Raw genomic sequence first — 24,251 nt, forward strand, 5'->3', positions numbered from 1 at the left:
GCTCGCGGCCGTTGCTTCGGTCGCAGCGTAGTGCGCACAAACGACAGTGGCATGACAGCCGGGCGCCTGGGCGGGCGGCGCGCGGCGTTCGTCAGCCGTCCCGCGCGCGCCCTGCCCGCGTCAGAGCGACCGCTCACCACGTCTCGCGCATCACCATCAGCCGCAGCTCGGTCATATCCTCGATCGCGTAGCGCACGCCCTCGCGCCCCAGCCCCGAATCCTTGACGCCGCCATACGGCATGTTGTCGACGCGGAACGACGGCACGTCGTTGATCACGACGCCGCCCACTTCGAGCGCATCCCAGGCGCGATGCGCATGCGCGAGCGAATCGGTGAACACGCCGGCCTGCAGGCCGAAGTCGCTGTCGTTGACCTGCGCGAGCGCCGCCTCGAAATCGTTGAAGCGCTCCAGGATCGCGACCGGCCCGAACGCCTCCTTGCGATACAGATCGGTGTCGCGCTTCACGCCTTCGAGCAGCGTCGCCTCGAACATCGCGCCGTCGACCTTGCCCCCCGCGACGATCTGCGCGCCCGCCTGCACCGCCCCCTCCATCCAGCCGGCGAGCCGCTTGGCCTCCGATTCGGAGATCATTGGCCCGACGAAGGTCTTCTCGTTCTTCGGATCGCCCATCACCAGCGACTTCGTCTTCGCGATCAGCTTCTCGCGCAGCGCATCGTAGACGCTCGCGTGCGCAAGAATCCGCTGCACGCCGATGCAGCTCTGCCCCGACTGATAGAACGCGCCGAACGCGAGCCGCTCGACCACGTAGTCGAGCTTGCCGCCCTGATCGCCGTCGACGATCGCCGCCGCGTTGCCGCCCAGTTCCAGAATCACCTTCTTCTTGCCGGCTTTGCGTTTCAGCTCCCAGCCGACCGCCGGCGACCCGGTGAACGACAGCAGCTTGAAGCGCTCGTCCGTCGTAAACAGGTCGGCGCCGTCGCGGTGCGCGGGCAAAATCGAAAACGCGCCCTTCGGCAGATCGGTTTCCGCAAGAATTTCGCCCATGATCAGCGCGCCGACCGGCGTGCGGCTCGCCGGCTTCAGCACGAACGGCACGCCCGCCGCGATCGCCGGCGCGACCTTGTGCGCAGTGAGGTTCAACGGAAAATTGAACGGCGAGATGAACGAGCACGGCCCGATCGGCACGCGCTTCACGTACGCGTGGTAACCGTTCGCGCGCGGCGAAATCTCCAGATTGATGATCTCGCCGTCGATTCGCACGCTTTCCTCGGCGGCGACTTTGAACGTATCGATCAGGCGAGTGACCTCGCCCTTCGAATCGTTGATCGGCTTGCCCGCCTCGATGCACAGCGCGAGCGCGAGCTCGTCGTAGCGCTCGCGAAAGCGCTTCACGCAGTGTTCGAGCACCGCCTGGCGCTTGAACGGCGGGTAGGTGCGCAGCGCCGGCATCGCATCGACCGCGAGGCCGATCGCCTTGTCGATCGCGGCCGCGTCGGCCATCGCGACGCGGGTGGCGACTTCGCCACTGAATTTGTCGGTGACTTCGAGATCGGTGTTGGCGGCCACCGGCTCATTCGCGAGGTAGTACGGATAGGTTTTCTGCAACATGTCGCGTTCTCCTTGAATCGAATCAAAGCGTCGATGCACAGAGGCTCAAAGCCGCGCGGACAGCCGCTTGATCTCGCGATTGAGCACGCGCTCGTTGTCGGAATAGTCGATCGGCACGTCGATCACGTGCACGCCGGGCGTCACGAAGCACTCGCGCAACAGCGGCGCGAACTGTTCGGCGGCCTCGACCCGATGCCCCTGAGCTCCATAGCTCTGCGCATAGGCGACGAAATCCGGGTTCGCAAGCGTCATGCCGTAGTCCGGGAAGTTCATGTTCTCCTGCTTCCAGCGGATCATGCCGAACGCGTCGTCGCGCAGGATCAGGATCACCAGGTCGAGCTTCAGGCGCACCGCCGTTTCGAGCTCCTGCGAGTTCATCATGAAGCCGCCGTCGCCGCACACGGCGATCACTTTGCGCTCCGGATGCACGATCTTGCTTGCGATCGCCGACGGCAGCCCCGCGCCCATCGACGCCAGCGCGTTGTCGAGCAGCAGCGAATTCGGCTCGTGCGCGCGGTAGTAGCGCGCGAACCAGATCTTGTACATGCCGTTATCCAGACACACGATGCCGTCGACCGGCGTGGTCTCGTACACGTCGCTGACGATCCGCACCGGGTACATCGGGAAGCGGTCGTCGTGCTGGCCCTTCACCAGATGCGCCTCGAAGTGCTCCTTGATCTCCTTGAAGCGCGTGAAGTCCCAATGCTCCTGACGCGTCTTCAGGCTCTCCTTCAGCTGCCACACCGCATTCGCGATGTCGCCGACCACTTCGATCTGCGGGAAATACACCGGATCGACTTCGGCGCCGAGGAAGTTCACGTGGATCACGGTCTTCTCGCCCGCCTCGCCGCTGCGCATGAAAAACGGCGGCTTTTCGATCACGTCGTGACCGACGTTGATGATGCAATCCGCGTGCTCGATCGCGCGATGCACGAAGTCGCCGTCGGAGAGCGTCGCGTTGCCGAGCCACATCGGATGCGATTCGTCGATCACGCCCTTGCCCATCTGCGTCGTGAAGAACGGAATGCCGATCTGATCGACGAACTCGCGCAGCATCTTCGTCGTGGTCTTGCGGTTGCCGCCCGCGCCGATCATCAGGAGCGGATGCTTCGCGGCGGTGATCGCCTCGACCGCGCGCGAGACCGCCTTCTCCTCGGCGACCGGACGGCGGCTGTAGCTCTTCGGAATCGGCTTGCCGTCGCCCTCCTCGTGCGCGACGTCCTCGGGCAATTCGAGGTGCGCGGCGCCCGGGCGCTCCTCCTCGGCGCGGCGCACCGCCTCGCGCACCGCCGCCGGAATATTGCCGATCGACACGATCTGCCGCGTGTACTTGGTGAGCGGCTCCATCATCCGCACCACGTCGACGATCTGGAAGTGCCCCTGCTTGCTCGACTTGATCGGCTTCTGGCCGGTGACCATCAGCATCGGCATGCCGCCCAGTTGCGCGTAGGCGGCCGCAGTCACGAAGTTGGTCGCGCCGGGGCCGAGCGTCGCCAGACATACTCCCGTGCGGCCGGTGAGCCGCCCGTAGGTGGCGGCCATGAAGCCGGCCGCCTGCTCGTGGCGCGTGAGGATCAGACGGATTTTCGAGCGGCGCAGCGACTCGAGCAGATCGAGATTTTCTTCACCGGGGATGCCGAACACGTACTCGACACCTTCGGCTTCCAGCGATTTGACGAACAGGTCCGATGCTTTCATTGAGGGTCTCGCTTGATGACTCGGGGGACGGACAATCGAAGACGACAACGACGGCTGCGCGCGAAACACCGCATCGCGCGCGCGGCATGGCAAACGGCATGGCGAACACCATGCTGGACAGCTTACTACTCGAATGGAAACGATGCGCGCGAGGGGCAGGAAGCCGGGCGCGAGAGGAAGCAGGCGGCGGCAGAGGATGAACCCGCCGCATGACGTGCAGGTGCGCGCCGATCAATGAATCAGCGAATCACCGTTACGCAGTCGGAGAGAATCGGCGGCGCGTTCTCGCCGCTCGTCAGGTCATAAAGATTGGCGCGCGGTCCCTTGGTCCACCACGTATAGCTGCCGGCCTGGTATTTCGCGCCGGACGCCGAGACCGTGTTGACGAACAGCATCGAGGTGCCTTTCACCGGCAGCACGGCGAAGCTCTGGCCGTTCTGCGCGTTCCAGTAGGTAACCTGCAGGATCTTGCCGGTCGCGCACGTGTATTTGCGCGTCTGGTGGTTCTTGCCTTCGATGTGCTTGAACTGCAACGGCGCGGCCGAGGCGCCGCCAGAAGATGCCGCCAGCGAGGCCACCATCGATGCTGCGGTGAGGAATGCAACACGCCATGTCTTCATCGAACACCTCGATTGTTGCGGGGGGTCAGGCAGGGAAGGCATACCGGCCGCCACGCCGGTCACAGACGGGTCACAGGCGGGTTACAGGAAGCTCGTGGGCAATTCACGGACAGTTCGACGACGTTTCAAGGATCGATCACCTCGGCACACGCATCGGTCGGCGCGGCGGCGACGTGCCCGACGACCGGCACGATCTTCAGTCCCGCCGAAGCGATCCGGCACGGCGCCGCCGCGAGCCCGCAGCCGCTGATCCCGGCACACAGCGCGAACGCCACGCCGAGTGCGCCGACCCGGCGAAGCGCGCCACGCCACGGATTGCTGCGCGATTCAAGCGCCATACGATCCCCTACTCCGATCTCTTTGCTGCGATAAGCCAGCAACGATTGCGGCCCACGCCGCGCGTCGCCGCCTGCCCCTGCTCGTTACTTCGCCGACACCGGCCGAACCGCCGCAGCGGCGTGCTTCGCACGCGAGCGCGCTTCGTCGATGTTCGCGCCGGTCGCGAGCGCGACGCCCATGCGGCGTTTGACGAAGCTCTCCGGCTTGCCGAACAGGCGCAGGTCCGAGTTGGGCACCGCGAGTGCCGCCGCGACGCCTTCGAACGCGATGCCGGTCTCGTCGCGTCCACCGTAGATCACCGCCGACGCACCCGGCGCACGCAGCGACGTGTCGACCGGCAAGCCGAGGATCGCGCGCGCATGCAGTTCGAACTCCGAGAAGCGCTGCGAGCACAGCGTGACGAGCCCCGTGTCGTGCGGACGCGGGCTGACTTCCGAAAACCATACGTCGTCGCCGCGCACGAAAAGTTCCACGCCAAAGAGGCCGCGGCCGCCGAGCGCCGCCGTGACCTTGTGCGCGATCTCGCGCGAACGCTCGAGCGCGAGCGGGCTCATCGGCTGCGGCTGCCACGATTCGACATAGTCGCCCGCGACCTGCACGTGGCCGATCGGGTCGCAGAAATACGTGCTGACCGCGCCGCTAGCCGGGTCGATCGCGCGCACGGTGAGCTGCGTGATTTCATATTCGAAGTCGATGAAACCCTCGACGATCACGCGCCCGAAATTCACGCGGCCGCCCGCCATCGCGTACTGCCACGCGGGTTCGACGTCGGCGTCGCGGCGCAATACGGACTGCCCCTTGCCCGACGACGACATCACCGGCTTCACGACGCACGGATAGCCAACCTTCGCGATGCCCGCGCGCAGCTCGTCGAGCGAATCGGCGAATGCGTACGGCGAGGTCGCGAGGCCGAGCTCCTCGGCGGCGAGGCGGCGGATGCCTTCGCGGTTCATCGTCAGCTGGGTGGCGCGGGCGGTCGGGATCACCTCGGCGAGCGCCTCGGTTTCGATCGCGGCGAGCTCGTCGGTGGCGATCGCCTCGATTTCGGGGACGATCAGATGCGGGCGCTCCTGCTGGACCAGCGCGCGCAGCGCGGCGCGGTCGGTCATGTCGATCACGTGCGCGCGATGCGCGACCTGATGGCCCGGCGCGTTCGGGTAACGGTCGACGGCGATCACTTCGACGCCCAGCCGTTGCAGCGCGATGATCACTTCCTTGCCGAGCTCGCCGGCGCCGAGCAGCATCACGCGCGTCGCGGATTCAGAAAGGGGGGTGCCGATCCGTTGGCCGATCTGCATGGGAACTCCAGATAAAAGTCGGGATGAGGGTGGGATTGGATAGACCGCGATGTTAACATGCGGCCCCCTTGCCGCGCGGCGCTCAGGGTGCGTTCAGGGTGCGCTCTGAGTCCGCTCGCGAGGCCGTGGCGGTCGGGCGCAAGCGTGCCGCCTCGTCGACGTTCGCAGCCGCGACCGCGCCACCGCGCGCATCGCTCGCGCACGACAAGCTTAGTACGTTACCCTTACGCCTTCGCCAGTTTGAACAGGAACGACGCCATGCTCATCCGCTCCCGCCCGCGACGTCTTGCGCGCATCACTCCGTGCCTGCGCACGGCCGTCGCCGCGTTGAGCATCGCCGCGCTGCTCGGGGCCTGCGCGATCCCGAAGCATCCGGATTCGTCGGCGCCGCCGCCCGATCCATTCAATCCCGCCGCCGTGCAACTGCTCGACGACAGCAGCTGGGTGCTGAGCTCGTGGAAGAACGCCGACGGCACGGCGCGCGCGGTGCCGTCGAAGGATCAGGAGCCGCTCACGCTCACGTTGTCGACCGAAGGCGGCCGACGCCATGCGAGCGGCTTTTCCGGCTGCAACCGCTTCATGGGTTCATACCTGCTGAAGGACGGCAAGCTCAGCTTCGGCACCCTCGCCGGCACGCGCAAGGCGTGCGTGTCGCCGGGCGGCGACATCGAAAAGCCGTTCCTCGAAGCGCTCGAACGCATCGCTCGCACCGGCGTGCAGATGCGCGCGCCACAGCAGATGCAGCTGATCCTCGAGAACGGCGACACGCTGATGTTCGATCGCAGCGACAAGTGATGCGAGTTTGCGCCGCGTTCGGGACTCGCGCCGGCCTTCGAAGCCGCGCGCTGCGCCGTTTAAACTCGACGGATTGCGCTTCTCGCGCGCTCCGTCATTCGTAGATGTCTGGTATGCACACGGTAGTTTTCGGCTGGTTCGGCGGGTCGGCCGTCTGGTTCATTCCTCTTTTGTGGCGCCTCGTGAAGTCGATGCTGCCGGGCGGTGCGGGTCTGCGCGGCCCCGGCACGATCCGGCTGTGGCTCGGCTTCGTCTGCGTGCTGATCGCGAGTTGCACGCTCGAGGGCTCGCTGATCGGCATTGCCGGCGTCAATGGTTTCGGTCATGCGCTGGCCGCCGGGCTTGGGCGTCTGCTCGGCCATATCGGCACGCCGCTCGCGGCGCTCGCGCTGCTCCTGATCAGCCTGCCCTGGCTCATCGACTTCCGCTGGAGCGAGGTCGCCGCCTGGGCCGACGGCGCGTTCGGCCTCGGGTTGTCGCGCGGACTCGCGAAGCGAGACGAGGATGCGCGCCGCCACCGCACCGTCGACGACGGCGCGCCGTCGCACGTTTCGCCCGCTACCAACACGATGGCGCCGCGCAACAGCAAGGGTCGCTACGCGCGGCCGACGGTGTGGCGTCCGCCCGCGAGCGGGCGCGGCGTGGGCGCCGCCGCTGCGGGCAGTGCCGCGGCTGGCGTCGCGGGTAGCAAGGAGGCTGCCGCCCGTGGCGCCGGCGCAAAGTGGCGCGCCGATGCGGCCGCTGGCGCGGCGCGTGGGCCGGCCAGGCAGATCGAGCCGGTGTTGCGCACGGGGTCGAGCGCGCCGCTGCGTCCGGGAGCGTCGATGGCAACGCAGGCGCCACCGGTGGACAAAGCTCCGGACAGGTCCACGGCACCATTCGTGCCGACCGAGCCGGTCGCGCCGGCGGGTTGGCTGCGCACGACGGAGCCGCGCGCGGCGACCGCGGCGGGATCGCCGGGTGCATCGGCTTCATCGGGCATGTCGGTTCATGATAGCGCTGCGCAGGCCGGTCGGCGCTCGGTCGGCGAACAGCGCGTGGCCGCGCCGTTCGGCTCCAGCGCCGCATTGGCGGCGACGGCCGCCAATGCGGCCGGCGTGTCGGCGCGAGCGGCACAGGCCATGGCGGGCCGGTCCGCCACGTCGGGCGCCGGGATCGGCATGACGGCGGGATCCATGAATGCCGCGGGCCGCGGCAGCCGTCCGTCGCCGCTGCCACGTCCAGCAGACGGCAGCGCGCCGCTCAATCGCGGCGCGACTCCGCGTCAGCCGTTCCCGGCGGCTCAGCGCGCCAACGGTGTCACATTGCCGTCGACCGTGCGCCGCCCTACACCGGACTTCACGCGAACGATGGCGAACGCGTCGACGGTCGCGCCGCCGGCGAGCGTCGAGGAAACGCTGCGCAGCATCGCGGAAAACACCGCGCGCTGGACCGACATGGCCGGCGTGAGCCTCGCGCGCAGCCGTGGCGGCGATGGCGCAAAGATTGGCGACGTGGAACGTATGTTGACAACGTTCGACGTGCCGCCGGCGCTGCCGGACGTGCTGCCTGTCGAAAACGGCGAGACGGTGTCGCCGGCGCAGTCGCAGCAAGAAGCGTCACCTGTGGAGTTGCCGGCTGAGCATGAGGTGGTCGAGTCCGACACGTCGGTCGAGAGCGCCAACGAAGCGGTTGCGCAATGGCCGACCGAACCGCCGGTCATTCATCCGCCGCTCACGGCCGCGCCGCTGACGACGCCTGCGATCGAGCCGGTGGCCGGCGTGGCGGCTGCGGCTGTGGCTGTCGAATCCGCGATTGCAGAGCCCGCGTCTGTCGCAGAGACGCCGGCCGATCCCGTGTGCGCGGACGCTGTCACCGGCACGCCCGCGGTTGTCGAGCCGTCGGCATCCGCTGCGGCTGAGCCTGCCGCCGCGGAACCTGCTGCAAGCGCGCCGCAACACGAGGCGGCGAGGGCGACGCCGTTCCAGCGCTTTGCAGCCAGCTTGCAGGACGACGCTACGCACGAAGACGTACCGGCGATCGAAGACCGGACGACGACAAACCCCAGCGTCCCGTCATCGCAGGGGGAAGAATCCGCGCGAACCGTCGAACCTGCGACCGCCGACACCGCGACACCGAAGCAAGAGCCGGCCCCTGTCGCCGAAATCGTCATCGACAAAACGCTCGTGCCTTGGGAGAGCAAACTCGGCCCGACCGCGAACGAAGGCGCGCGGCCAGGTGAGCCAGCAACGCCGCCGACGCATGCGACGTCGCTCGCCCCTGCCCTGCCCGCTGCGACCGAGCCCGCGATCGACCCCACGAACGCCTCGCCGTCGTCGACTTCAACGAGCGCGGCGAACCTGGCTACACCGGCAACCGCCCCAGCCGTCGTCTCGAACGTGGTCCGTTTCCCTGGCGTTGCCGCGCCGGCGACCAGCATCGAGCCTTCGCTCGACGCAAACGCGACGTATGTCACGAACACACCGGCAGCCGAACCGTCACCCACTCCGTCGCCTGCTTCCGCGCCCACACCGCAACCGCTGACCCAACCCGCCACCGAGCCCGCCGCCCGCGCGCCGCTGCGCGGCCACGCGCCGGTCAACGGCTTCGAGTTCCATGCGCCGGCTGCATCGATGGTCGAACTGCCGACGCTCGATCTGCTCGCCCCCGCCGACGCCGACGTCGAGCCGATCTCGGACGAAAAGCTCCGCGAAACCGGCCAGCTGATCGAGCAGCGCCTGCAGGAATTCAAGGTGCCGGTGACGGTAGTCGGCGCATCGGCGGGTCCGGTCATCACGCGCTTCGAAGTCGAACCGGCGCTCGGCGTGCGCGGCAGCCAGATCGTCGGTCTGATGAAGGACCTGTCGCGCGGTCTCGGTCTCACGTCGATCCGCGTGGTCGAAACGATTCCAGGCAAGACCTGCATGGGCCTCGAACTGCCAAACGCGAAGCGGCAGACGATCCGGCTCTCCGAAATCCTCGAAGCGAGCGTCTACCAGAACTCGCACTCGCAACTGACGCTTGCGATGGGCAAGGACATCACCGGCCATCCGGTCGTCGCCGATCTCGCGAAGGCGCCGCACATGCTAGTGGCGGGCACGACCGGTTCGGGCAAGTCGGTCGCGATCAACGCGATGATCTGCTCGCTGCTGTTCAAGGCGACGCCCGAGGAAGTACGTCTGATCATGATCGACCCGAAGATGCTCGAGCTTTCGGTCTACGAAGGGATTCCGCATCTGCTCGCGCCGGTCGTCACCGACATGAAGCTCGCGGCCAATGCGCTGAACTGGTGCGTCGGCGAAATGGAGAAGCGCTACCGGCTGATGTCGGCGGTCGGCGTGCGCAATCTCGCGGGCTTCAACCAGAAGATCCGCGACACCGAGGCGAAGGGCAAGAAGCTCGGCAACCCGTTCTCGCTCACGCCCGATGCACCCGAGCCGCTCGCGCCGCTGCCGCTGATCGTCGTCGTCATCGACGAGCTCGCCGACCTGATGATGGTCGCCGGCAAAAAGATCGAGGAACTGATCGCGCGGCTCGCGCAGAAGGCGCGCGCGGCCGGCATCCACCTGATCCTCGCGACGCAGCGGCCGTCCGTCGACGTAATTACCGGTCTCATCAAGGCGAACATTCCGACCCGCGTCGCGTTCCAGGTGTCGTCGAAGATCGACTCGCGCACGATTCTCGACCAGATGGGCGCCGAGTCGCTGCTCGGCCAGGGTGACATGCTGTTCCTGCCGCCGGGCACGGGCTACCCGCAGCGCGTGCACGGCGCGTTCGTCGCCGACGAGGAAGTGCATGCGATCGTCGAGTATCTGAAGCAGTTCGGCGAGCCGCAATACGAAGAAGGCATTCTCGACGGCCCGGCCACCGATGGCGGCGCGGCCCAGGACCTGTTCGGCGAAGCGCCGGATGCGGAAGCCGATCCGCTGTATGACGAAGCGGTCGCGTTCGTCGTGCGCACGCGGCGCGCGTCGATCTCGTCGGTGCAGCGGCAATTGCGCATCGGCTATAACCGCGCGGCGCGGCTCGTCGAACAGATGGAGACGGCCGGGCTCGTGTCGGCGATGAGCATCAACGGCAGCCGCGAAGTGCTGGCGCCGGGGCCGGCGGAATGAGCGGCCGGTGAATCGCCAGGCCGGGTCGGCAACGACACGGGCGAAAAAAGCGGACAGCCTCACGATGTGAGCTGTCCGTTTTTCTTTACCCGCGCGCGCCGTGCGTCATGACGGCGACACCAGCTTGAAATCGACCGGCGAGCCGAGCTCGAAATGCTGCTTCGGATTCGGATCGAGCAGCCCCGTCTGCTGATCGCGCTTGAACACGTAGACCGTGTCGCTCAACTGATTGCCGACGATCAGCCAGTTGCCGGTCGGATCGATGGTGAACTCGCGCGGCGATTTGCCGAGGCTCGATTGCCGGCCGATCTGCTTCAGATGCCCATTGGCGGGATCGACCGAGAACATCACGATCTCGTTCGCGTCGCCGCGATTGGACGCATACACGAAGCGTCCGTCCGGCGACATGTGGATCGCCGCCGCGGCCACCTGCCCCTTGAAGCCGGGCTCGCTCAATGGCAACGTCTGCACGAGCTTCAGTCTGCCGTCCTGGTAGTCGAACGTGCTGACGGTCGCCGCGAGTTCGCTCGTCAGATAGGCGTGCCTGCCGTTGGCGCTGAAGATCAGATGGCGTGGACCCGTGCCGGCTTTCTGCTGCGCGTAGCCCCAGTCCGTCACGACGAACGGGCCCGCGCCGGCGCTGCTCTGCGGCGCGTAACGGTACGAGTACAGCTTGTCGGCGCCGAGATCCTGCGCGAACAGATAGTGGCCGTCAGGCGAGAACACGGTCGAATGCACGTGCGAGTTATCCTGCCGCCCTTTCACCGGCCCGCCGCCCTCGTGATGCACGGTCTGCACCGAGGCGCCCACCTGGCCGTTCGCCTGCAGCGGAAACACCGCGAAGCTGCCGCCCGGGTCGGGCGCGACCGAATAGTTCGCGGTCAGCAGATACTTGCCGTCCGGCGAGATGCTCAGATAGCAGGGGTCATTGCCATCGGACGACACCTTGTTCAGAAACGTCAGTTGGCCGCGCGCGGCATCGAAGCCGAACGCGCTGATGTTGCCGCGCTGCGTGGCCGGGCCATTGTCGCCGGGCAGTTCGTTGACCGAATAGACGAAGCGGCGGTCACGGCTCACGACCAGAAACGATGGATTGACCGTCTGCGCGACCGACACCTGGGTCGCCGCGCCGGTCTTCGTGTCGAAGCGAAACACGTAGATGCCCTCGCTCTTGCCGCTGGTGTAAGTGCCGACCAGCATCGTATAGACGCCGTCCCCGGGGACCGGGCCAGAATCTTGCGCATACGCGTGCGAAGCAAGCATCGAAACCATGAGCAGGAAACCTTTTATCATCGAACGGGCGACGCGGTCCGCGCCACGCGGACCGGAACCCTGTACGGCAACACTGGCAAGAACAGAAGTAAAAGCGGAAGCCGGAACTGGGCGCGCGGCGACACACCCGGCGGCACGGCGACGGTGAAGCATGAGTCCTCCTCGACATCGGTTGTCTGTACGGGCTCGCGTATGAGCCGGGGTACGAGCGGTTATAACGGTGTCTGGTCTGCCGCGCCGCGAATCGAGCGTCGTTCCGCGTTGTTGTTGTCGAAGTCAGTATAAGAGCGTTAGGTCGGATCATGCAGTGAATCCACCGCTGACGCGCGGGCTGCGCCAGCGGCTTTGCTCCCGCAAGCCGGGGCGGTTTTTCAAGAGTTTTCTCAATCGCGCATCACGCGTGTCAACCACGGAGTCTCCATGAACGTCACTCTCAGCCTGGGCCCGCTCGTTTCGCTGATCGCCGGCATCCTGATCCTGATCATGCCGCGCCTGTTGAACTACATCGTCGCGCTTTACCTGATCATCATCGGCATCATCGGAATCTTCGGCGTGGGCTCGTCGCATCTGTAAGCGACAGGCGACGCGATACCCGGGCGCGGTATTTGCGCCCGCTATCGAGATCAATTTGCGAGAAAAGAGGGTTCGCGCAGTGCCAGCGGCACTCGCACGCATGAAAGCGCGGCCTGGGTCACGCGGTGACATAGGCGGAAAGCGGGCATCGCGCCACGCGAACAATCGACGTGACGTGGCGCGAAGATGCGGATACGCGAGCAGCAGCCCGCGCTACGAACGCTCGGTGCGGCCGCTCAACCGTTTGCCAGTTGTTCGAGGCGCAAGCGCCCCTGCAACGACAGCGCGCCGACCGCATAATGATCGGCATTCTGCTGATAGCGCCGGAAGCAGTCCCGCTCGACCAGGAAGGATGCGGCAGCCAGCATGCCGTTGCGGCTCAATCCGAGCCGGCCATGATCGAGTGGCAGCATGGAGTCGCCGGCAAGCTGGCTGGCGGCCGAGAGAATCGTGATGCAATCGGATTTCGAAGGGTTCAGCATGGCTTTCGTCCTCGGAAACGGCGTCTGCATGCGCCATGAGCAAGGCCGATTCGCAGTCCGGCAGGTCACCGGACATCGGCATGAAATCTGATTTTATGCATGGAATTGACAATTTTCCAACCCGCGTTTTGCCGCACTATGCGGTGAACCAAACACTGCCGATCGTGGTCCGGTAATTAACACCCACTCGAAGCGCGGCTGCTGTCGCCATCCGTAATAACGACTCGTTTTTCGACACGCTTTCCATGCCTGCACACCTCGAAGACTACGCACTCATCGGCGACGGCCATACCGCCGCGCTCATCTCCCGCGAGGGGTCCGTCGACTGGCTCTGCTGGCCGCGTTTCGACTCGGGCGCCTGCTTCGCCGCGCTGCTCGGCACGCCCGACAACGGTCGCTGGCAGATCGCCCCCGCCACCCGGGGGGAGCACGGCGCGCCGACCATTACGCGGCGCTATCGCGGTGAAACGCTGATCCTCGAAACCGACTTCGAAACGCCCGACGGCGCCGTCACGCTGATCGATTTCATGCCGCCAGGCAACGGCTGGTCGGAGCTGATCCGCATCGTCGTCGGCAAGCGCGGCACCGTGCGCATGAAGATGGAACTCGTGCTGCGCTTCGACTACGGCTTCTCGATCCCATGGGTCGACAAGCTCAAGCACGACAGCGGCATCAAGGCGATCGTCGGCCCCGACACCGCGGTGTTGCGCACGCCGGTCGAACTGCACGGCGAAGATATGAAGACCGTCGCGGAATTTACGGTGACCGCGGGCGAGCGCGTGCCGTTCTCGCTCGCGTATGCGGCGTCGCATCTGCGCATTCCGCCCGCGCGCGACCCGCACACGTCACTCGCGCGCACCGAGAACCACTGGCTCGAATGGGCGGCGCGGGGGACTGTCGAAGGACGCTGGGCCGAGCCGATCCGCCGTTCGCTTATCACACTGCGCGCGCTCGCCTACGAGCCGACCGGCGGCATTGTCGCGGCGCCTACCACGTCGCTGCCGGAGAAGCTCGGCGGCACGCGCAACTGGGACTATCGATACTGCTGGCTGCGCGACGCGACCATCACGCTGCTCGCGATGATGCGCGGCGGCTACTACGACGAGGCGCGCGCCTGGCGCAGCTGGCTCGGCCGCGTGATGGCGGGCGCGCCGGACCAGTTGCAGATCATGTACGGCATCGGCGGCGAGCGACGCCTGCCCGAATTCGAAATCGACTGGCTGCCCGGCTACGAGGGCGCGAAACCGGTGCGCATCGGCAACAACGCGGTCGGGCAGCTTCAGCTCGACGTCTACGGCGAAGTGATGAATGCGCTGCATCTCGCGCGCGTGGGCGGCCTGCAGGCGGACGTCACCGCGTGGAGCGTGCAGCGCGCGATGCTCGCGCATCTGACCACCATCTGGCGCGAACCCGACGAAGGCATCTGGGAGACGCGCGGCGGCCGCGAGCATTTCACGTTCTCGAAGGTGATGGCGTGGGTCGCGTTCGATCGCGCGATCCGCTCGGCCGAAATGTTCAAGCTCGACGGCCCGCTCGACGAATGGCGCGCGACGCGCGACACGATCCACGCCGAGGTCTGCGAGAAGGCGTGGAATCCGAAGCTGAACGCGTTCTCGCAGTCCTACGGCAGCGACCAGCTCGACGCGAGCGTGCTGCTGATGCCGCTGGTCGCCTTCCTGCCGCCGCAGGACCCGCGCATCAAGGGCACCGTCGAGGCGATCGAGCGAGATCTGATGCACGGCGGCTTCGTGATGCGCTACCGCACGACCGAATACGATGACGGCCTGCCGCCCGGAGAAGGCACCTTTCTTGCGTGTTCGTTCTGGATGGTGGATAACCTCGCGCTGCAGGGGCGCGTGCGGGAAGCGATCGAGATGTACGAGCGGCTGCTCGCGCTGTGCAACGACGTGGGCCTGCTGTCCGAGGAGTACGATCCGGTCGAAAAACGTCTGGTCGGCAATTTTCCGCAGGCGTTCTCGCACGTGGCGCTCGTGCACACCGGACTGAACCTGATGAAGCATGAGCAGGAAATGGCGCAGGCGACCGGCCATCCCGCGCATAACGGCATGCGCTCCACAGAGCTTGAGGTTCAGGCAAGCCCTTATAGCGGCGGGGCAGCATCGCCACTAGCATGACGCCGTGACAGTTTGCGTACACTGAATGCGAAAATTGTTGCATTGCACAAGATTGCTTTGTTCGATATTATCGATCCGACTGTCGGCCAACAACAATGTGCCCACAACCACAATGGCCCGCCGCAACGCTTCACGCGTGTTTGCGAAGCCCAATGCGAACCGCTTAAAACGGAGCAAACATGCTCTATCAACTGCACGAATTCAGCCGGGCGATGTTGAGCCCCCTCACCGCCTGGGCCCAGGCCGCATCGAAATCATTTGCGAATCCGGCCAGTCCGTTAGCCTATGTGCCGGGCGCCACACGCCTGTCCGCCGGCTACGAACTGCTTTACCGGCTCGGCAAGGATTACGAAAAGCCCGAGTTCAACATTCATCAGATTGTTAAAGACGGACATAACATTCCGATCGTCGAGCAGACGATCATCGAAAAGCCGTTCTGCCGTCTGATGCGCTTCAAGCGCTTCGCGGACGACAGCGAAGCTGTCAGCCAACTGAAAGACGAGCCGGTCGTGCTGGTCTGCGCACCGTTGTCAGGACACCACGCCACGCTGCTGCGGGACACCGTGCGCACGTTGCTGCAAGACCACAAGGTCTACATCACCGACTGGATCGACGCGCGCATGGTGCCGCTCGAGGCCGGCTGGTTCGGTCTGAACGACTACATCGCGTATATCCAGGAATTCATTCGCCATATCGGCGCGAAGAATCTGCACGTGATCTCGGTGTGCCAGCCGACCGTGCCGGTGCTCGCCGCCATTTCGCTGATGGCGAGCCGCGGCGAGGACACGCCGCGCACGATGACGATGATGGGCGGCCCAATCGACGCGCGAAAGAGCCCGACCTCGGTCAATTCGCTCGCCACGCAGCACTCATACGAGTGGTTCGAGAACAACGTGATCTTCACGGTACCGCCGAACTATCCGGGCACGGGCCGCAAGGTCTATCCGGGCTTCCTGCAGCACACGGGCTTCGTCGCGATGAATCCGGAGCGTCACGCGGCATCGCACTGGGATTTCTACCAGAGCCTGCTGCGCGGCGACGAGGACGACGCCGAAGCGCATCGCCGCTTCTACGACGAGTACAACGCGGTGCTCGACATGGATGCCGACTATTACCTCGACACGATCCGCGTCGTGTTCCAGGAATTCCGTCTTGCCGAAGGCACGTGGGTCGTCAACGGCGAACCGGTGCGGCCTCAGGACATCACGACGACCGCGCTGTTTACGATCGAAGGCGAGCTCGACGATATTTCCGGCGACGGCCAAACGTACGCGGCCCACGACCTGTGCAGCGGCATTGCGGCGAAGAACAAGCGTCACTTCACCGCGGAAAAATGCGGCCACTACGGCATTTTCTCGGGCCGCCGCTGGCGCACGATCATTTACCCGCAATTGCGCGACTTCATTCTCGAGCACAACAAGACTGCAAAAACGGCGAAAGAAAAAGTCGAAGCCTGAGCATTAAACCTGCAATAGCATATAAAAAGCCAACGGTCTCCTTCGAGGCCGTTGGCTTTTTTATCGCGCTTCATTCGTGATACTGATGTTCTGCCGCGGCGGCGATCACCGCAGCACGGGCCGTTACTTTCTCAACAGATACGCGAGCAGCAGTTCGGTATTCATCTGAATCACCTCGCTGCGTTCGGCGGCGCTGCTGAAATCGCGCCCGAGCGTCGCTTCGAGCGTGAAGCGGTTCGACACGATGTAGTAGCCCATGCCCGAAAGCGTCACGTAAAAACGCAGTGGGTCGATGTTGGTGCGAAACAGTCCCGCGCGTTGCCCGCGTTCGAGGATGCCGCCAAGCGTGGCGACGATCGGCGAGATCATTTCGCGTATGCGTGTCGACTTCTGCATATAGCGTGCTTCATGCAGATTCTCGTTGTTGATGAGTCGCAATAACTCGGGATGATCGCGGTAGTAGTCCCACACGAAATGTGCGAGACGTGTAACCGCCTCGACGGGCGCGACTCCGTTGAGTTCGAGCGTGCGTTCCGCTTCGTTGAGTGCGCTGAACGCGTGCTCGAGTACCGCGGTGAATAGCTGCTCCTTGCTACCGAAGTAGTAATAGAGCATGCGTTCATTGGTTTCGGCGCGGCGAGCGATCTGATCGACTCGTGCGCCGAACAGTCCTCCATTTGCAAACTCTTCCGCCGCCGCAAGCAAGATGCGGCGCCTCGTGCCTTCAGGATCTCTTTTGATTTTCGGCTGATTCATGGTGGCATCGTCTTCGTGAGCCGCGTTATCCGGATCGCGCCGCCGGCCTCTCCTCGAGCCTTTTTGTTGGCGGCGTTTAGCGGGCGCGTCGTGGTTGGGAAACACACCCTTTTCTGCGGACTTTCGAATGAAGCGCTTCGATTATGGCACATGGATTGCGAATGGCAATCCGGGAAATCGGCGATAATGTGCTATTTAGTTCAGGTCGTGCGCTCGCACGGCAAACCCCCGCGCCGTAACCGTGACAGACGTCAAAACACTCGCGGATCGCATCGAAGATCTGCTGCCCCAAACGCAATGCACGAAGTGCGGTTATCCCGCATGCCGTCCGTATGCCGAAGCCATCGCCAGCGGCGAGGCGAACTATAACCAGTGCCCGCCCGGCGGTGCCGAGGGCATCGCGCGCCTCGCCGCGCTACTCGGCAAACCGGTGATTCCGCTCAATTCCGCCAATGGCGTCGAACGTCCGCGCCCCTTGGCGGTTATCGACGAACAGGTGTGCATCGGCTGCACGCTGTGCATGCAGGCATGTCCGGTCGACGCGATAGTTGGCGCACCGAAACAGATGCACACCGTGATCGCCGAGCTCTGCACCGGCTGCGACCTGTGCGTGCCGCCCTGCCCGGTCGACTGCATCGCGATGCTACCCGTCACCGGCGAGGCCACCGGCTGGGATGCATGGAGCCAGAGCGAGGCAGACGCGGCGCGGGCGCGTCATAACCGCCACGAGGGCCGTCTCGCGCGCGAGCGCAACGCCGCCGAAGCGCGTGCTGCGGCGCGGCGAGCCGCGAGTGCGAGCGCGCCGGCGGCGGCTGCGTCGGGCGCGGTTCCCGCGAGCGGCGCGACAACGCCGTCCGAGGCCCCGGCTACCCCGAGTGCGGACGACGCCGAAGCGAAAAAACGCGCGATCATCCAGGCCGCGCTCGAACGCGCGCGCAAGAAGAAAGAGGAGATGGCCGCGAAAGGCCAGGGGCCGCTGAACACCGAGAACGTCAGCGCCGACGTGCAGGCACAGATCGATGCAGCCGAAGCGCGCCGCCGCCGTCTCGGTCTTGCCAGCGGCGAGGGTACACACGGCTCGGAGCCGTCGTCCAACGAGTCCGACGAGTCAAAGCCGCCGTCCAGCTCGCCGCCGACCGCGCGCTGACCTCGCCCGCGCAACCCTTCTCACTCACACGGACCCGCTCCGAATGAACGCGAACAAACGCCGCGCGATCTACGAAACGCTTCAGAGCCTGAATCCGCACCCGACCACCGAACTCGAGTACACGACGCCGTTCGAACTGCTGATCGCGGTGCTGCTGTCGGCGCAAGCGACCGACGTGTCGGTCAACAAGGCGATGCGCAGGATGTTCCCCGTAGCGAACACACCGCAGAAGGTGTTCGACCTCGGCGAGGAAGGTGTCGCGAGCTATATCAAGACGATCGGCCTGTATCGCACGAAGGCGAAGAACGTGATCGCGACCTGTCGCATTCTGCTCGACCAGTACGGCGGCGAGGTGCCCGAGGATCGCGAGGCGCTCGAAGGGCTGCCGGGTGTCGGCCGCAAAACGGCCAACGTGATTCTGAACACCGCGTTCGGCCATCCGACCATCGCGGTCGACACGCACATATTCCGCGTCGCCAACCGCACCGGCCTCGCGCCCGGCAAGGACGTGCGCGCGGTCGAAGCAGCGCTCGAAAAATTCACGCCAGCCGAATTCAGGAAGGACGCGCACCACTGGCTGATCCTGCATGGACGCTACGTGTGCAAGGCGCGCCGCCCCGAATGCTGGCATTGCGTGATCGAGCCGCTGTGCGAGTTCCGGCCGAAGACCCCGCCGCCCGATCTTTAAGGGCAGCCCAACTCGAAACCCCAGACCGCGCGGCGCGCCTGCAGCCCGAACGGCCGCCGCGTAAAATGATGCTTTACACGCAGTGCGCCCCCCGTACACACGCCGTCGCGCCCCACTCCCACGCACCGGTTCCACGATGTTCAATCCCAGCCGCGACGAAGTTCGCCTCTTTTTCACCGACACCTGGCGCAAACAGCGCCAAGGCGAGATTCTGACGCCGCTCGAGGCGATCGCCGCCGACTGGATCGTCGAGCATCCGGAATATCACGCCGACCTCACCGACGCCCCCGCTGCGCAGGCGCAGGACTATTCGCCGGAGCGCGGCCAGACCAATCCGTTCCTGCACCTGTCGATGCATCTGGCGATCTCCGAACAGCTGTCGATCGATCAGCCGCCCGGCATTCGCGCCGCGCACGAGCGGCTCGCCGCACGCCTCGGCTCGACGCACGAGGCGCAGCACGCAATCATGGACTGCCTCGGCGAAACCATCTGGGAAGCGCAGCGCACCGGCACGCCGCCGGACACGGACGCGTATTTGCAGCGCATCGAACGGCGCGCGACGCGCGACTGAAGCGACCGCAAACCCCGGCTCGATGCCCTCAAAGCAAAACACCCCGCCAAGGCGGGGTGTTTTGCTTTTGAAGCCGCGGCGCGAAATCCGCGCCCTACGCTCACTTCTTCTGCACGAGGTCGCCTTCCAGCGATTCGACGTAAGCGGCGATGTCCTTCATGTCGCCTAGCGACAGGCTCTGCACCTGTGCCTGCATGATCGCGTTGTTGCGGCCGAGGTGCGGATTGCCGGTGCCCATCTGGTACTGACGCAGCGCCCAGTACACATAGTCGGAGTGCTGACCGGCCAGCTTCGGATACTCCGGGCTCACCGGCTTGTTCAGGCCGGGACCGTGGCAGGCCGCGCAGTTGTGACTGTCGGCGAGCACCTTGCCGTTGCCCGCGTCAGCCGCGTGAGCGACGTTCGCCACGGCCAGACCGATTACCGCCGCCGCGCCGACCGCCTTGAATACCGTGTGGAGTGCCTGTTGGGGCTTGATCATGAAATCTCCTATCCCGCGAATTGGATGTACTGGTGACCGACGCCGATCACTTGTCGGGATTGTTTTTCGAAGCGGCAGTTTGCGCTGCGTAGTAGGCGGCGATGTCGGCAATGTCCTGATCCGACAGCGACGTTGCGATTGCATGCATCGTGTCGAAATGGCGGTCGCCCTTCTTGTAGGCGCGCAGCGCGATCTCGAGGTAGGCCTGATTTTGCCCGCCGAGCTTCGGCACGCGGAAAACCTCTGGATAAGCCGTACGATATTCAGGGATGCCGTGGCAGCCGATACACATCGCGACCTTGTCCTGGCCCGCCTTGGCGTTGCCTACGACATCCGCTGCCTGCGCACTGACCGCGTACCCCGCGAGCACCGACAGCGCTGCGATCACGACGTGTTTGCCGACGAATTTATTCATAGATGTAACCTGGCTTGAGGGGAAACGGGTGCCCACAAAGGCAGCGGTCCGGCCGTTCTTCTTATGAGGTGGCCACGCAGGCCAAAAAAATCGGGCCCATTGTACCGCGACGCCGCGCCGAACGTCCACAACACGCGGGAGCCGCGCAACGCCCGTCTGGACGGGCCGCGCGCCATGCTCGCGGCGGCTTCGCGATGACGCCACAGCGGCGCCGGCGCGTCTACCCCGGCACGGCTGACAACATACGTGAGCCGGTTTCGGGCCAACAGGCCTTCTGACTTATACTGGGTTTTTTCCCGCACAAGAGCATCTCGCCATGCGTTTCGAAGGCTCATCGCAGTACGTCGCCACCGACGACCTCAAGCTCGCGGTCAACGCCGCGATGACGCTCAAGCGTCCGCTCCTGATCAAGGGCGAACCCGGCACCGGCAAGACCATGCTCGCCGAGGAAGTCGCCGCCGCGCTCGGCATGCCGCTCTTGCAATGGCACATCAAGTCGACCACCAAGGCCCAGCAGGGCTTGTACGAATACGACGCCGTGTCGCGACTGCGCGATTCGCAGCTCGGCGACGAACGCGTGAAGGACATCCGCAACTACATCGTCAAGGGTGTGCTGTGGCAGGCGTTCGAATCGGACGAGCAGAGCGTGCTGCTGATCGACGAGATCGACAAGGCCGACATCGAATTCCCGAACGACCTGCTGCGCGAACTCGACCGCATGGAGTTCTACGTGTACGAGACGCGCGAGCTGGTGCGCGCGAAGCATCGCCCGCTCGTGATCATCACGTCGAACAACGAGAAGGAATTGCCCGACGCGTTCCTGCGCCGCTGCTTCTTCCACTACATCAAGTTTCCGGACGCGACGACGATGCAGCAGATCGTCGACGTGCACTACCCCGGCATCAAGAAGGACCTGCTCGCCGCCGCACTGCAGAGCTTCTTCGAGCTGCGCAACGTCGCGGGGCTGAAGAAGAAGCCGTCCACCTCCGAACTGCTCGACTGGCTCAAGCTGCTGCTCGCCGAAGACATTCCGCCCGAAGCGCTGCGCTCGGCCGACCACAAGCAGATCGTGCCGCCGCTGCACGGCGCGCTGCTGAAGAACGAACAGGACGTGGGCCTGTTCGAGCGGCTGCTGTTCATGAACCGCAACAACCGTTGAGCGGGCACCGCGCCGCAGGACATCCAGCATGCTGATCGACTTCTTCTACTCGCTGCGCGCCGCCAAACTGCCGGTCTCGGTGAAGGAATACCTGACGCTGCTCGAAGCGCTGAAGGCCAACGTGATCGCGCCGTCGCTCGACGAGTTCTACTACCTGTCGCGCATCACGCTCGTGAAGGACGAGCAGTACTTCGACAAGTTCGACCAGGCGTTCGGCGCCTTTTTCAACGGGGTCGCGGCAAGCTCGGAGCTCGCGTTCGAGATTCCGCTCGACTGGCTGAAGAAGAAGCTGCAACGCGATCTGTCGCCCGAGGAAAAGGCGCAGATCGAGGCGATGGGCGGCATCGACAAGCTGATGGAGCGCCTGAAGGAACTGTTCGACGAGCAGAAGGAGCGCCACGAGGGCGGCAACAAATGGATCGGCACGGGCGGCACGTCGCCGTTCGGCAACGGCGGCTATAACCCCGAGGGTGTGCGCATCGGCGGCGACGCGACCGGCAATCGCACCGCCGTCAAGGTCTGGGAAGCGCGCGCGTACCGCGACTACGACGACCAGGTCGAGATCGGCACGCGCAACATCAAGGTCGCGCTGCGGCGCTTGCGCCGCTTCGCCCGCGAGGGCGCCGCGGAAGAGCTCGACCTGCCCGACACCATCCGCAGCACCGCCGCGAACGCCGGCTGGCTCGATCTGAAGATGGTGCCCGAGCGGCACAACAACGTGAAGGTGCTGATGCTGCTCGATGTCGGCGGCTCGATGGACGATCACGTGAAGCGCACCGAGGAGCTGTTCTCCGCCGCGAAGGCCGAGTTCAAGCACCTCGAGTTCTATTACTTCCACAACTGCGTGTACGACTTCCTGTGGAAGAACAACCGCCGCCGCCACGCCGAGCGCACGCCGACGTGGGACGTGCTGCACAAGTTCACGCCGGACTACAAGCTGATCTTCGTCGGCGACGCGACGATGAGCCCGTACGAAGTGTTGCAGCCGGGCGGCTCGGTCGAGTACAACAACGCCGAGGCCGGCGCGGTGTGGCTGCGCCGGCTCGCCGATCATTTCCCGCACTTCGCGTGGCTGAACCCGGAACCGGAAGCGCTGTGGCCATATCGGCAGTCGGTCAGCGCGATCCGCGAAGTGCTGGGCCACCGCATGTATCCGCTGACGCTCGCGGGCCTGGAGACGGCCATGCGGGTGCTGAGCAAGTGACCAGATAACGCCGCCGTTCCAACATCCCCGTCTTGACGCTTTAATTTCCACAACAAGAAAGCCCTCGCATGAGTTCGTCCCCGTCGCCCCAGCTGTCCCCCGCCGCGCCGCAGAGGCGCTTCAACCCGCTCGCCGATACGTCGCTGTCGACGATCGTCGCGGGCTTCGTCGCGGCGATGACCGGCTACACGAGCTCGCTCGTGCTGATGTTCCAGGCGGGCCAGGCCGCGCATCTGAGCGACGCGCAGATTTCGTCCTGGATCTGGGCGCTGTCGATCGGCATGGGCCTCTGCACGATCGGCCTGTCGCTGCGCTTTCGCGCGCCGATCGTGATCGCGTGGTCGACGCCGGGCGCGGCGCTGCTGGTGGCGTCGCTGCCGCATGTCGAGTATGCGCAGGCCATCGGCGCGTTCATCTTCTGCGCGGCGCTGCTGACGCTGGTCGGCGTCACCGGCTGGTTCGACGCGCTGATGAAGCGGATTCCGTCCGGCCTCGCGGCGGCGCTCCTCGCGGGCATCCTGTTCGAGATCGGCATCGAGATTTTCCGTGCCGCGCAGTACCAGACCGCGCTCGTGCTGACGATGTTCTTCACCTACCTGATCGTCAAACGGTTCGTGCCGCGTTACGCGATTCCGACCACGCTGGTGGTCGGCACGGCCGCGGCCGGCGGCCTCGGGCTGCTCGACTTCAGCCACTTTCACGTCGCGCTCGCGCATCCGGTGCTGACGATGCCGTCGTTTTCGGTGGCGGCGTGCGTGAGCATCGGCATTCCGCTGTTCGTGGTCGCGATGGCCTCGCAGAACGTGCCCGGCATCGCGGTGCTGCGCGCCGACGGCTATACGACCCCGTCCGCGCCGCTGATCGCGACGACCGGCGTCGCGTCGCTGCTGCTCGCGCCGTTCGGCTCGCACGGCATCAATCTTGCGGCGATCACGGCGGCGATCTGCACCGGCCCCGAAGCGCACGAAAACCCCGCGAGGCGCTACACGGCGGCCGTATGGGGCGGCATTTTCTATCTGCTCGCGGGGGTGTTCGGCGCGACGATCGCCGCGCTGTTCGCGGCGTTTCCGAAGGAACTGGTCGTCTCCGTCGCGGCGCTCGCACTATTTGGCTCGATCATGAGCGGCCTCGCCAATGCGATGCAGGATACGCGGCAGCGCGAGGCGGCGCTCGTTACGTTCATGGTGACCGCCTCGGGGCTCACGCTGCTGTCGATCGGCTCGGCATTCTGGGGGCTCGTCGCCGGCGTGATCACGCAAGTCGTGCTGAACGCGCGGCGCGTGTGAACGAATCGCCATGCCCGGCTGTCCGTACCCGGTGTTCATGCCGTCGTCGGCGATCCGCCATAGAATAGATGTATCCGGCAGCGTTTCCCGGCGCCATCGCGGGACGCGCTGCGGCTTGACCCGCGGCCGCCGGCGCCGGCTGATTGCTCTGTTTCGTCCAGCCGGCGCGGCGGCGTCCTCATTTCTCCTGAACCACGGCGCACACGCGCCC

General features: G+C 65.4%; 22 protein-coding genes. 12 read left to right on the plus strand and 10 right to left on the minus strand.

Annotation, left to right across the window (positions count from 1 at the left end; all coding sequences use genetic code 11):
• Window positions 1–133: 133 nt before the first annotated feature.
• The 5 genes from AB3X94_RS32390 to purT all read right to left on the minus strand — a co-directional run bounded on the left by AB3X94_RS32390 (window position 134) and on the right by purT (window position 5,525).
• Window positions 134–1,570, minus strand: a complete 1,437-nt coding sequence (locus tag AB3X94_RS32390) for an aldehyde dehydrogenase family protein (protein ID WP_368613666.1) — start codon at window positions 1,568–1,570, stop codon at window positions 134–136.
• 45 nt (window positions 1,571–1,615) lie between these two features.
• Window positions 1,616–3,268 carry an acetolactate synthase large subunit gene (locus AB3X94_RS32395; RefSeq protein WP_368613667.1) on the minus strand — a complete coding sequence of 551 codons (1,653 nt, stop codon included), beginning with the start codon at window positions 3,266–3,268 and terminating at the stop codon, window positions 1,616–1,618.
• Window positions 3,269–3,507: 239 nt separating this feature from the next.
• Entirely contained in the window at window positions 3,508–3,888 is a 381-nt protein-coding gene (locus AB3X94_RS32400; RefSeq protein ID WP_176109188.1) for an MliC family protein, read from the minus strand.
• 125 nt (window positions 3,889–4,013) lie between these two features.
• On the minus strand, window positions 4,014–4,226 hold the full coding sequence (locus tag AB3X94_RS32405; RefSeq protein WP_176109189.1) for a DUF6726 family protein: 213 nt from the start codon (window positions 4,224–4,226) through the stop codon (window positions 4,014–4,016).
• A gap of 84 nt (window positions 4,227–4,310) precedes the next feature.
• Window positions 4,311–5,525 carry a formate-dependent phosphoribosylglycinamide formyltransferase gene (gene purT / locus AB3X94_RS32410; protein WP_176109190.1) on the minus strand — a complete coding sequence of 405 codons (1,215 nt, stop codon included), beginning with the start codon at window positions 5,523–5,525 and terminating at the stop codon, window positions 4,311–4,313.
• Window positions 5,526–5,783: 258 nt separating this feature from the next.
• On the opposite strand from purT, the gene AB3X94_RS32415 reads away from it, so the two are divergent.
• Together AB3X94_RS32415 and AB3X94_RS32420 are read left to right on the plus strand one after the other, a co-directional pair.
• Window positions 5,784–6,320 (plus strand): META domain-containing protein, encoded by a 537-nt coding sequence (locus tag AB3X94_RS32415; protein WP_176109191.1) that lies wholly within the window; start codon window positions 5,784–5,786, stop codon window positions 6,318–6,320.
• A 113-nt stretch (window positions 6,321–6,433) separates the two neighbouring features.
• Window positions 6,434–10,414 carry a DNA translocase FtsK gene (locus AB3X94_RS32420; RefSeq protein ID WP_176109192.1) on the plus strand — a complete coding sequence of 1,327 codons (3,981 nt, stop codon included), beginning with the start codon at window positions 6,434–6,436 and terminating at the stop codon, window positions 10,412–10,414.
• A 105-nt stretch (window positions 10,415–10,519) separates the two neighbouring features.
• Here the strand turns inward: AB3X94_RS32420 and AB3X94_RS32425 are convergent, their stop codons facing one another.
• Window positions 10,520–11,839, minus strand: coding sequence for a lactonase family protein (locus AB3X94_RS32425; RefSeq protein WP_368613668.1), 1,320 nt, complete (start codon window positions 11,837–11,839; stop codon window positions 10,520–10,522).
• A gap of 267 nt (window positions 11,840–12,106) precedes the next feature.
• Here AB3X94_RS32425 and AB3X94_RS32430 point away from each other — a divergent pair, with 267 nt between their 5' ends.
• Window positions 12,107–12,259: a DUF3096 domain-containing protein gene (locus tag AB3X94_RS32430; protein WP_013088853.1), complete on the plus strand. Its 153-nt coding sequence runs from the start codon at window positions 12,107–12,109 to the stop codon at window positions 12,257–12,259.
• 236 nt (window positions 12,260–12,495) lie between these two features.
• Here the strand turns inward: AB3X94_RS32430 and AB3X94_RS32435 are convergent, their stop codons facing one another.
• A complete protein-coding gene (locus tag AB3X94_RS32435) occupies window positions 12,496–12,741 on the minus strand; it encodes a hypothetical protein (protein WP_176121351.1) in 246 nt (81 codons plus the stop codon).
• A 35-nt stretch (window positions 12,742–12,776) separates the two neighbouring features.
• Here AB3X94_RS32435 and AB3X94_RS32440 point away from each other — a divergent pair, with 35 nt between their 5' ends.
• The 3 genes from AB3X94_RS32440 to AB3X94_RS32450 all read left to right on the plus strand — a co-directional run bounded on the left by AB3X94_RS32440 (window position 12,777) and on the right by AB3X94_RS32450 (window position 16,333).
• Window positions 12,777–12,917 carry a hypothetical protein gene (locus AB3X94_RS32440; RefSeq protein ID WP_368598222.1) on the plus strand — a complete coding sequence of 47 codons (141 nt, stop codon included), beginning with the start codon at window positions 12,777–12,779 and terminating at the stop codon, window positions 12,915–12,917.
• A 69-nt stretch (window positions 12,918–12,986) separates the two neighbouring features.
• Entirely contained in the window at window positions 12,987–14,876 is a 1,890-nt protein-coding gene (locus AB3X94_RS32445; RefSeq protein ID WP_176109196.1) for a glycoside hydrolase family 15 protein, read from the plus strand.
• A gap of 179 nt (window positions 14,877–15,055) precedes the next feature.
• Window positions 15,056–16,333 (plus strand): polyhydroxyalkanoate depolymerase, encoded by a 1,278-nt coding sequence (locus AB3X94_RS32450; protein WP_176109197.1) that lies wholly within the window; start codon window positions 15,056–15,058, stop codon window positions 16,331–16,333.
• A 123-nt stretch (window positions 16,334–16,456) separates the two neighbouring features.
• On the opposite strand, the gene AB3X94_RS32455 is transcribed toward AB3X94_RS32450, so the two are convergent.
• A complete protein-coding gene (locus AB3X94_RS32455; RefSeq protein ID WP_176109198.1) occupies window positions 16,457–17,089 on the minus strand; it encodes a TetR family transcriptional regulator in 633 nt (210 codons plus the stop codon).
• A gap of 241 nt (window positions 17,090–17,330) precedes the next feature.
• On the opposite strand from AB3X94_RS32455, the gene rsxB reads away from it, so the two are divergent.
• The 3 genes from rsxB to AB3X94_RS32470 all read left to right on the plus strand — a co-directional run bounded on the left by rsxB (window position 17,331) and on the right by AB3X94_RS32470 (window position 19,495).
• Window positions 17,331–18,236: an electron transport complex subunit RsxB gene (gene rsxB / locus AB3X94_RS32460; RefSeq protein WP_176109199.1), complete on the plus strand. Its 906-nt coding sequence runs from the start codon at window positions 17,331–17,333 to the stop codon at window positions 18,234–18,236.
• A gap of 43 nt (window positions 18,237–18,279) precedes the next feature.
• Window positions 18,280–18,924: an endonuclease III gene (gene nth / locus AB3X94_RS32465; RefSeq protein ID WP_176109200.1), complete on the plus strand. Its 645-nt coding sequence runs from the start codon at window positions 18,280–18,282 to the stop codon at window positions 18,922–18,924.
• A 136-nt stretch (window positions 18,925–19,060) separates the two neighbouring features.
• Window positions 19,061–19,495, plus strand: coding sequence for a DUF1841 family protein (locus AB3X94_RS32470; protein ID WP_176109201.1), 435 nt, complete (start codon window positions 19,061–19,063; stop codon window positions 19,493–19,495).
• A gap of 100 nt (window positions 19,496–19,595) precedes the next feature.
• On the opposite strand, the gene AB3X94_RS32475 is transcribed toward AB3X94_RS32470, so the two are convergent.
• A complete protein-coding gene (locus AB3X94_RS32475) occupies window positions 19,596–19,976 on the minus strand; it encodes a c-type cytochrome (RefSeq protein ID WP_176109202.1) in 381 nt (126 codons plus the stop codon).
• 46 nt (window positions 19,977–20,022) lie between these two features.
• Window positions 20,023–20,391, minus strand: a complete 369-nt coding sequence (locus AB3X94_RS32480; protein WP_013088844.1) for a c-type cytochrome — start codon at window positions 20,389–20,391, stop codon at window positions 20,023–20,025.
• A gap of 316 nt (window positions 20,392–20,707) precedes the next feature.
• On the opposite strand from AB3X94_RS32480, the gene AB3X94_RS32485 reads away from it, so the two are divergent.
• The 3 genes from AB3X94_RS32485 (at window position 20,708) to AB3X94_RS32495 (ending at window position 24,040) form a co-directional block, all read left to right on the plus strand.
• A complete protein-coding gene (locus tag AB3X94_RS32485) occupies window positions 20,708–21,550 on the plus strand; it encodes a MoxR family ATPase (RefSeq protein ID WP_176109203.1) in 843 nt (280 codons plus the stop codon).
• Between the two features lie 28 nt (window positions 21,551–21,578).
• Window positions 21,579–22,754: a VWA domain-containing protein gene (locus AB3X94_RS32490; protein WP_176109204.1), complete on the plus strand. Its 1,176-nt coding sequence runs from the start codon at window positions 21,579–21,581 to the stop codon at window positions 22,752–22,754.
• A 68-nt stretch (window positions 22,755–22,822) separates the two neighbouring features.
• The gene (locus AB3X94_RS32495; protein ID WP_176109205.1) at window positions 22,823–24,040 is read left to right on the plus strand and encodes a benzoate/H(+) symporter BenE family transporter; all 1,218 of its coding nucleotides are present in this window, start codon (window positions 22,823–22,825) and stop codon (window positions 24,038–24,040) included.
• Window positions 24,041–24,251: the final 211 nt, after the last annotated feature.

This window comes from Paraburkholderia sp. BR10923 (assembly GCF_040948765.1).
In the GTDB taxonomy this organism is placed as follows: domain Bacteria; phylum Pseudomonadota; class Gammaproteobacteria; order Burkholderiales; family Burkholderiaceae; genus Paraburkholderia; species Paraburkholderia youngii.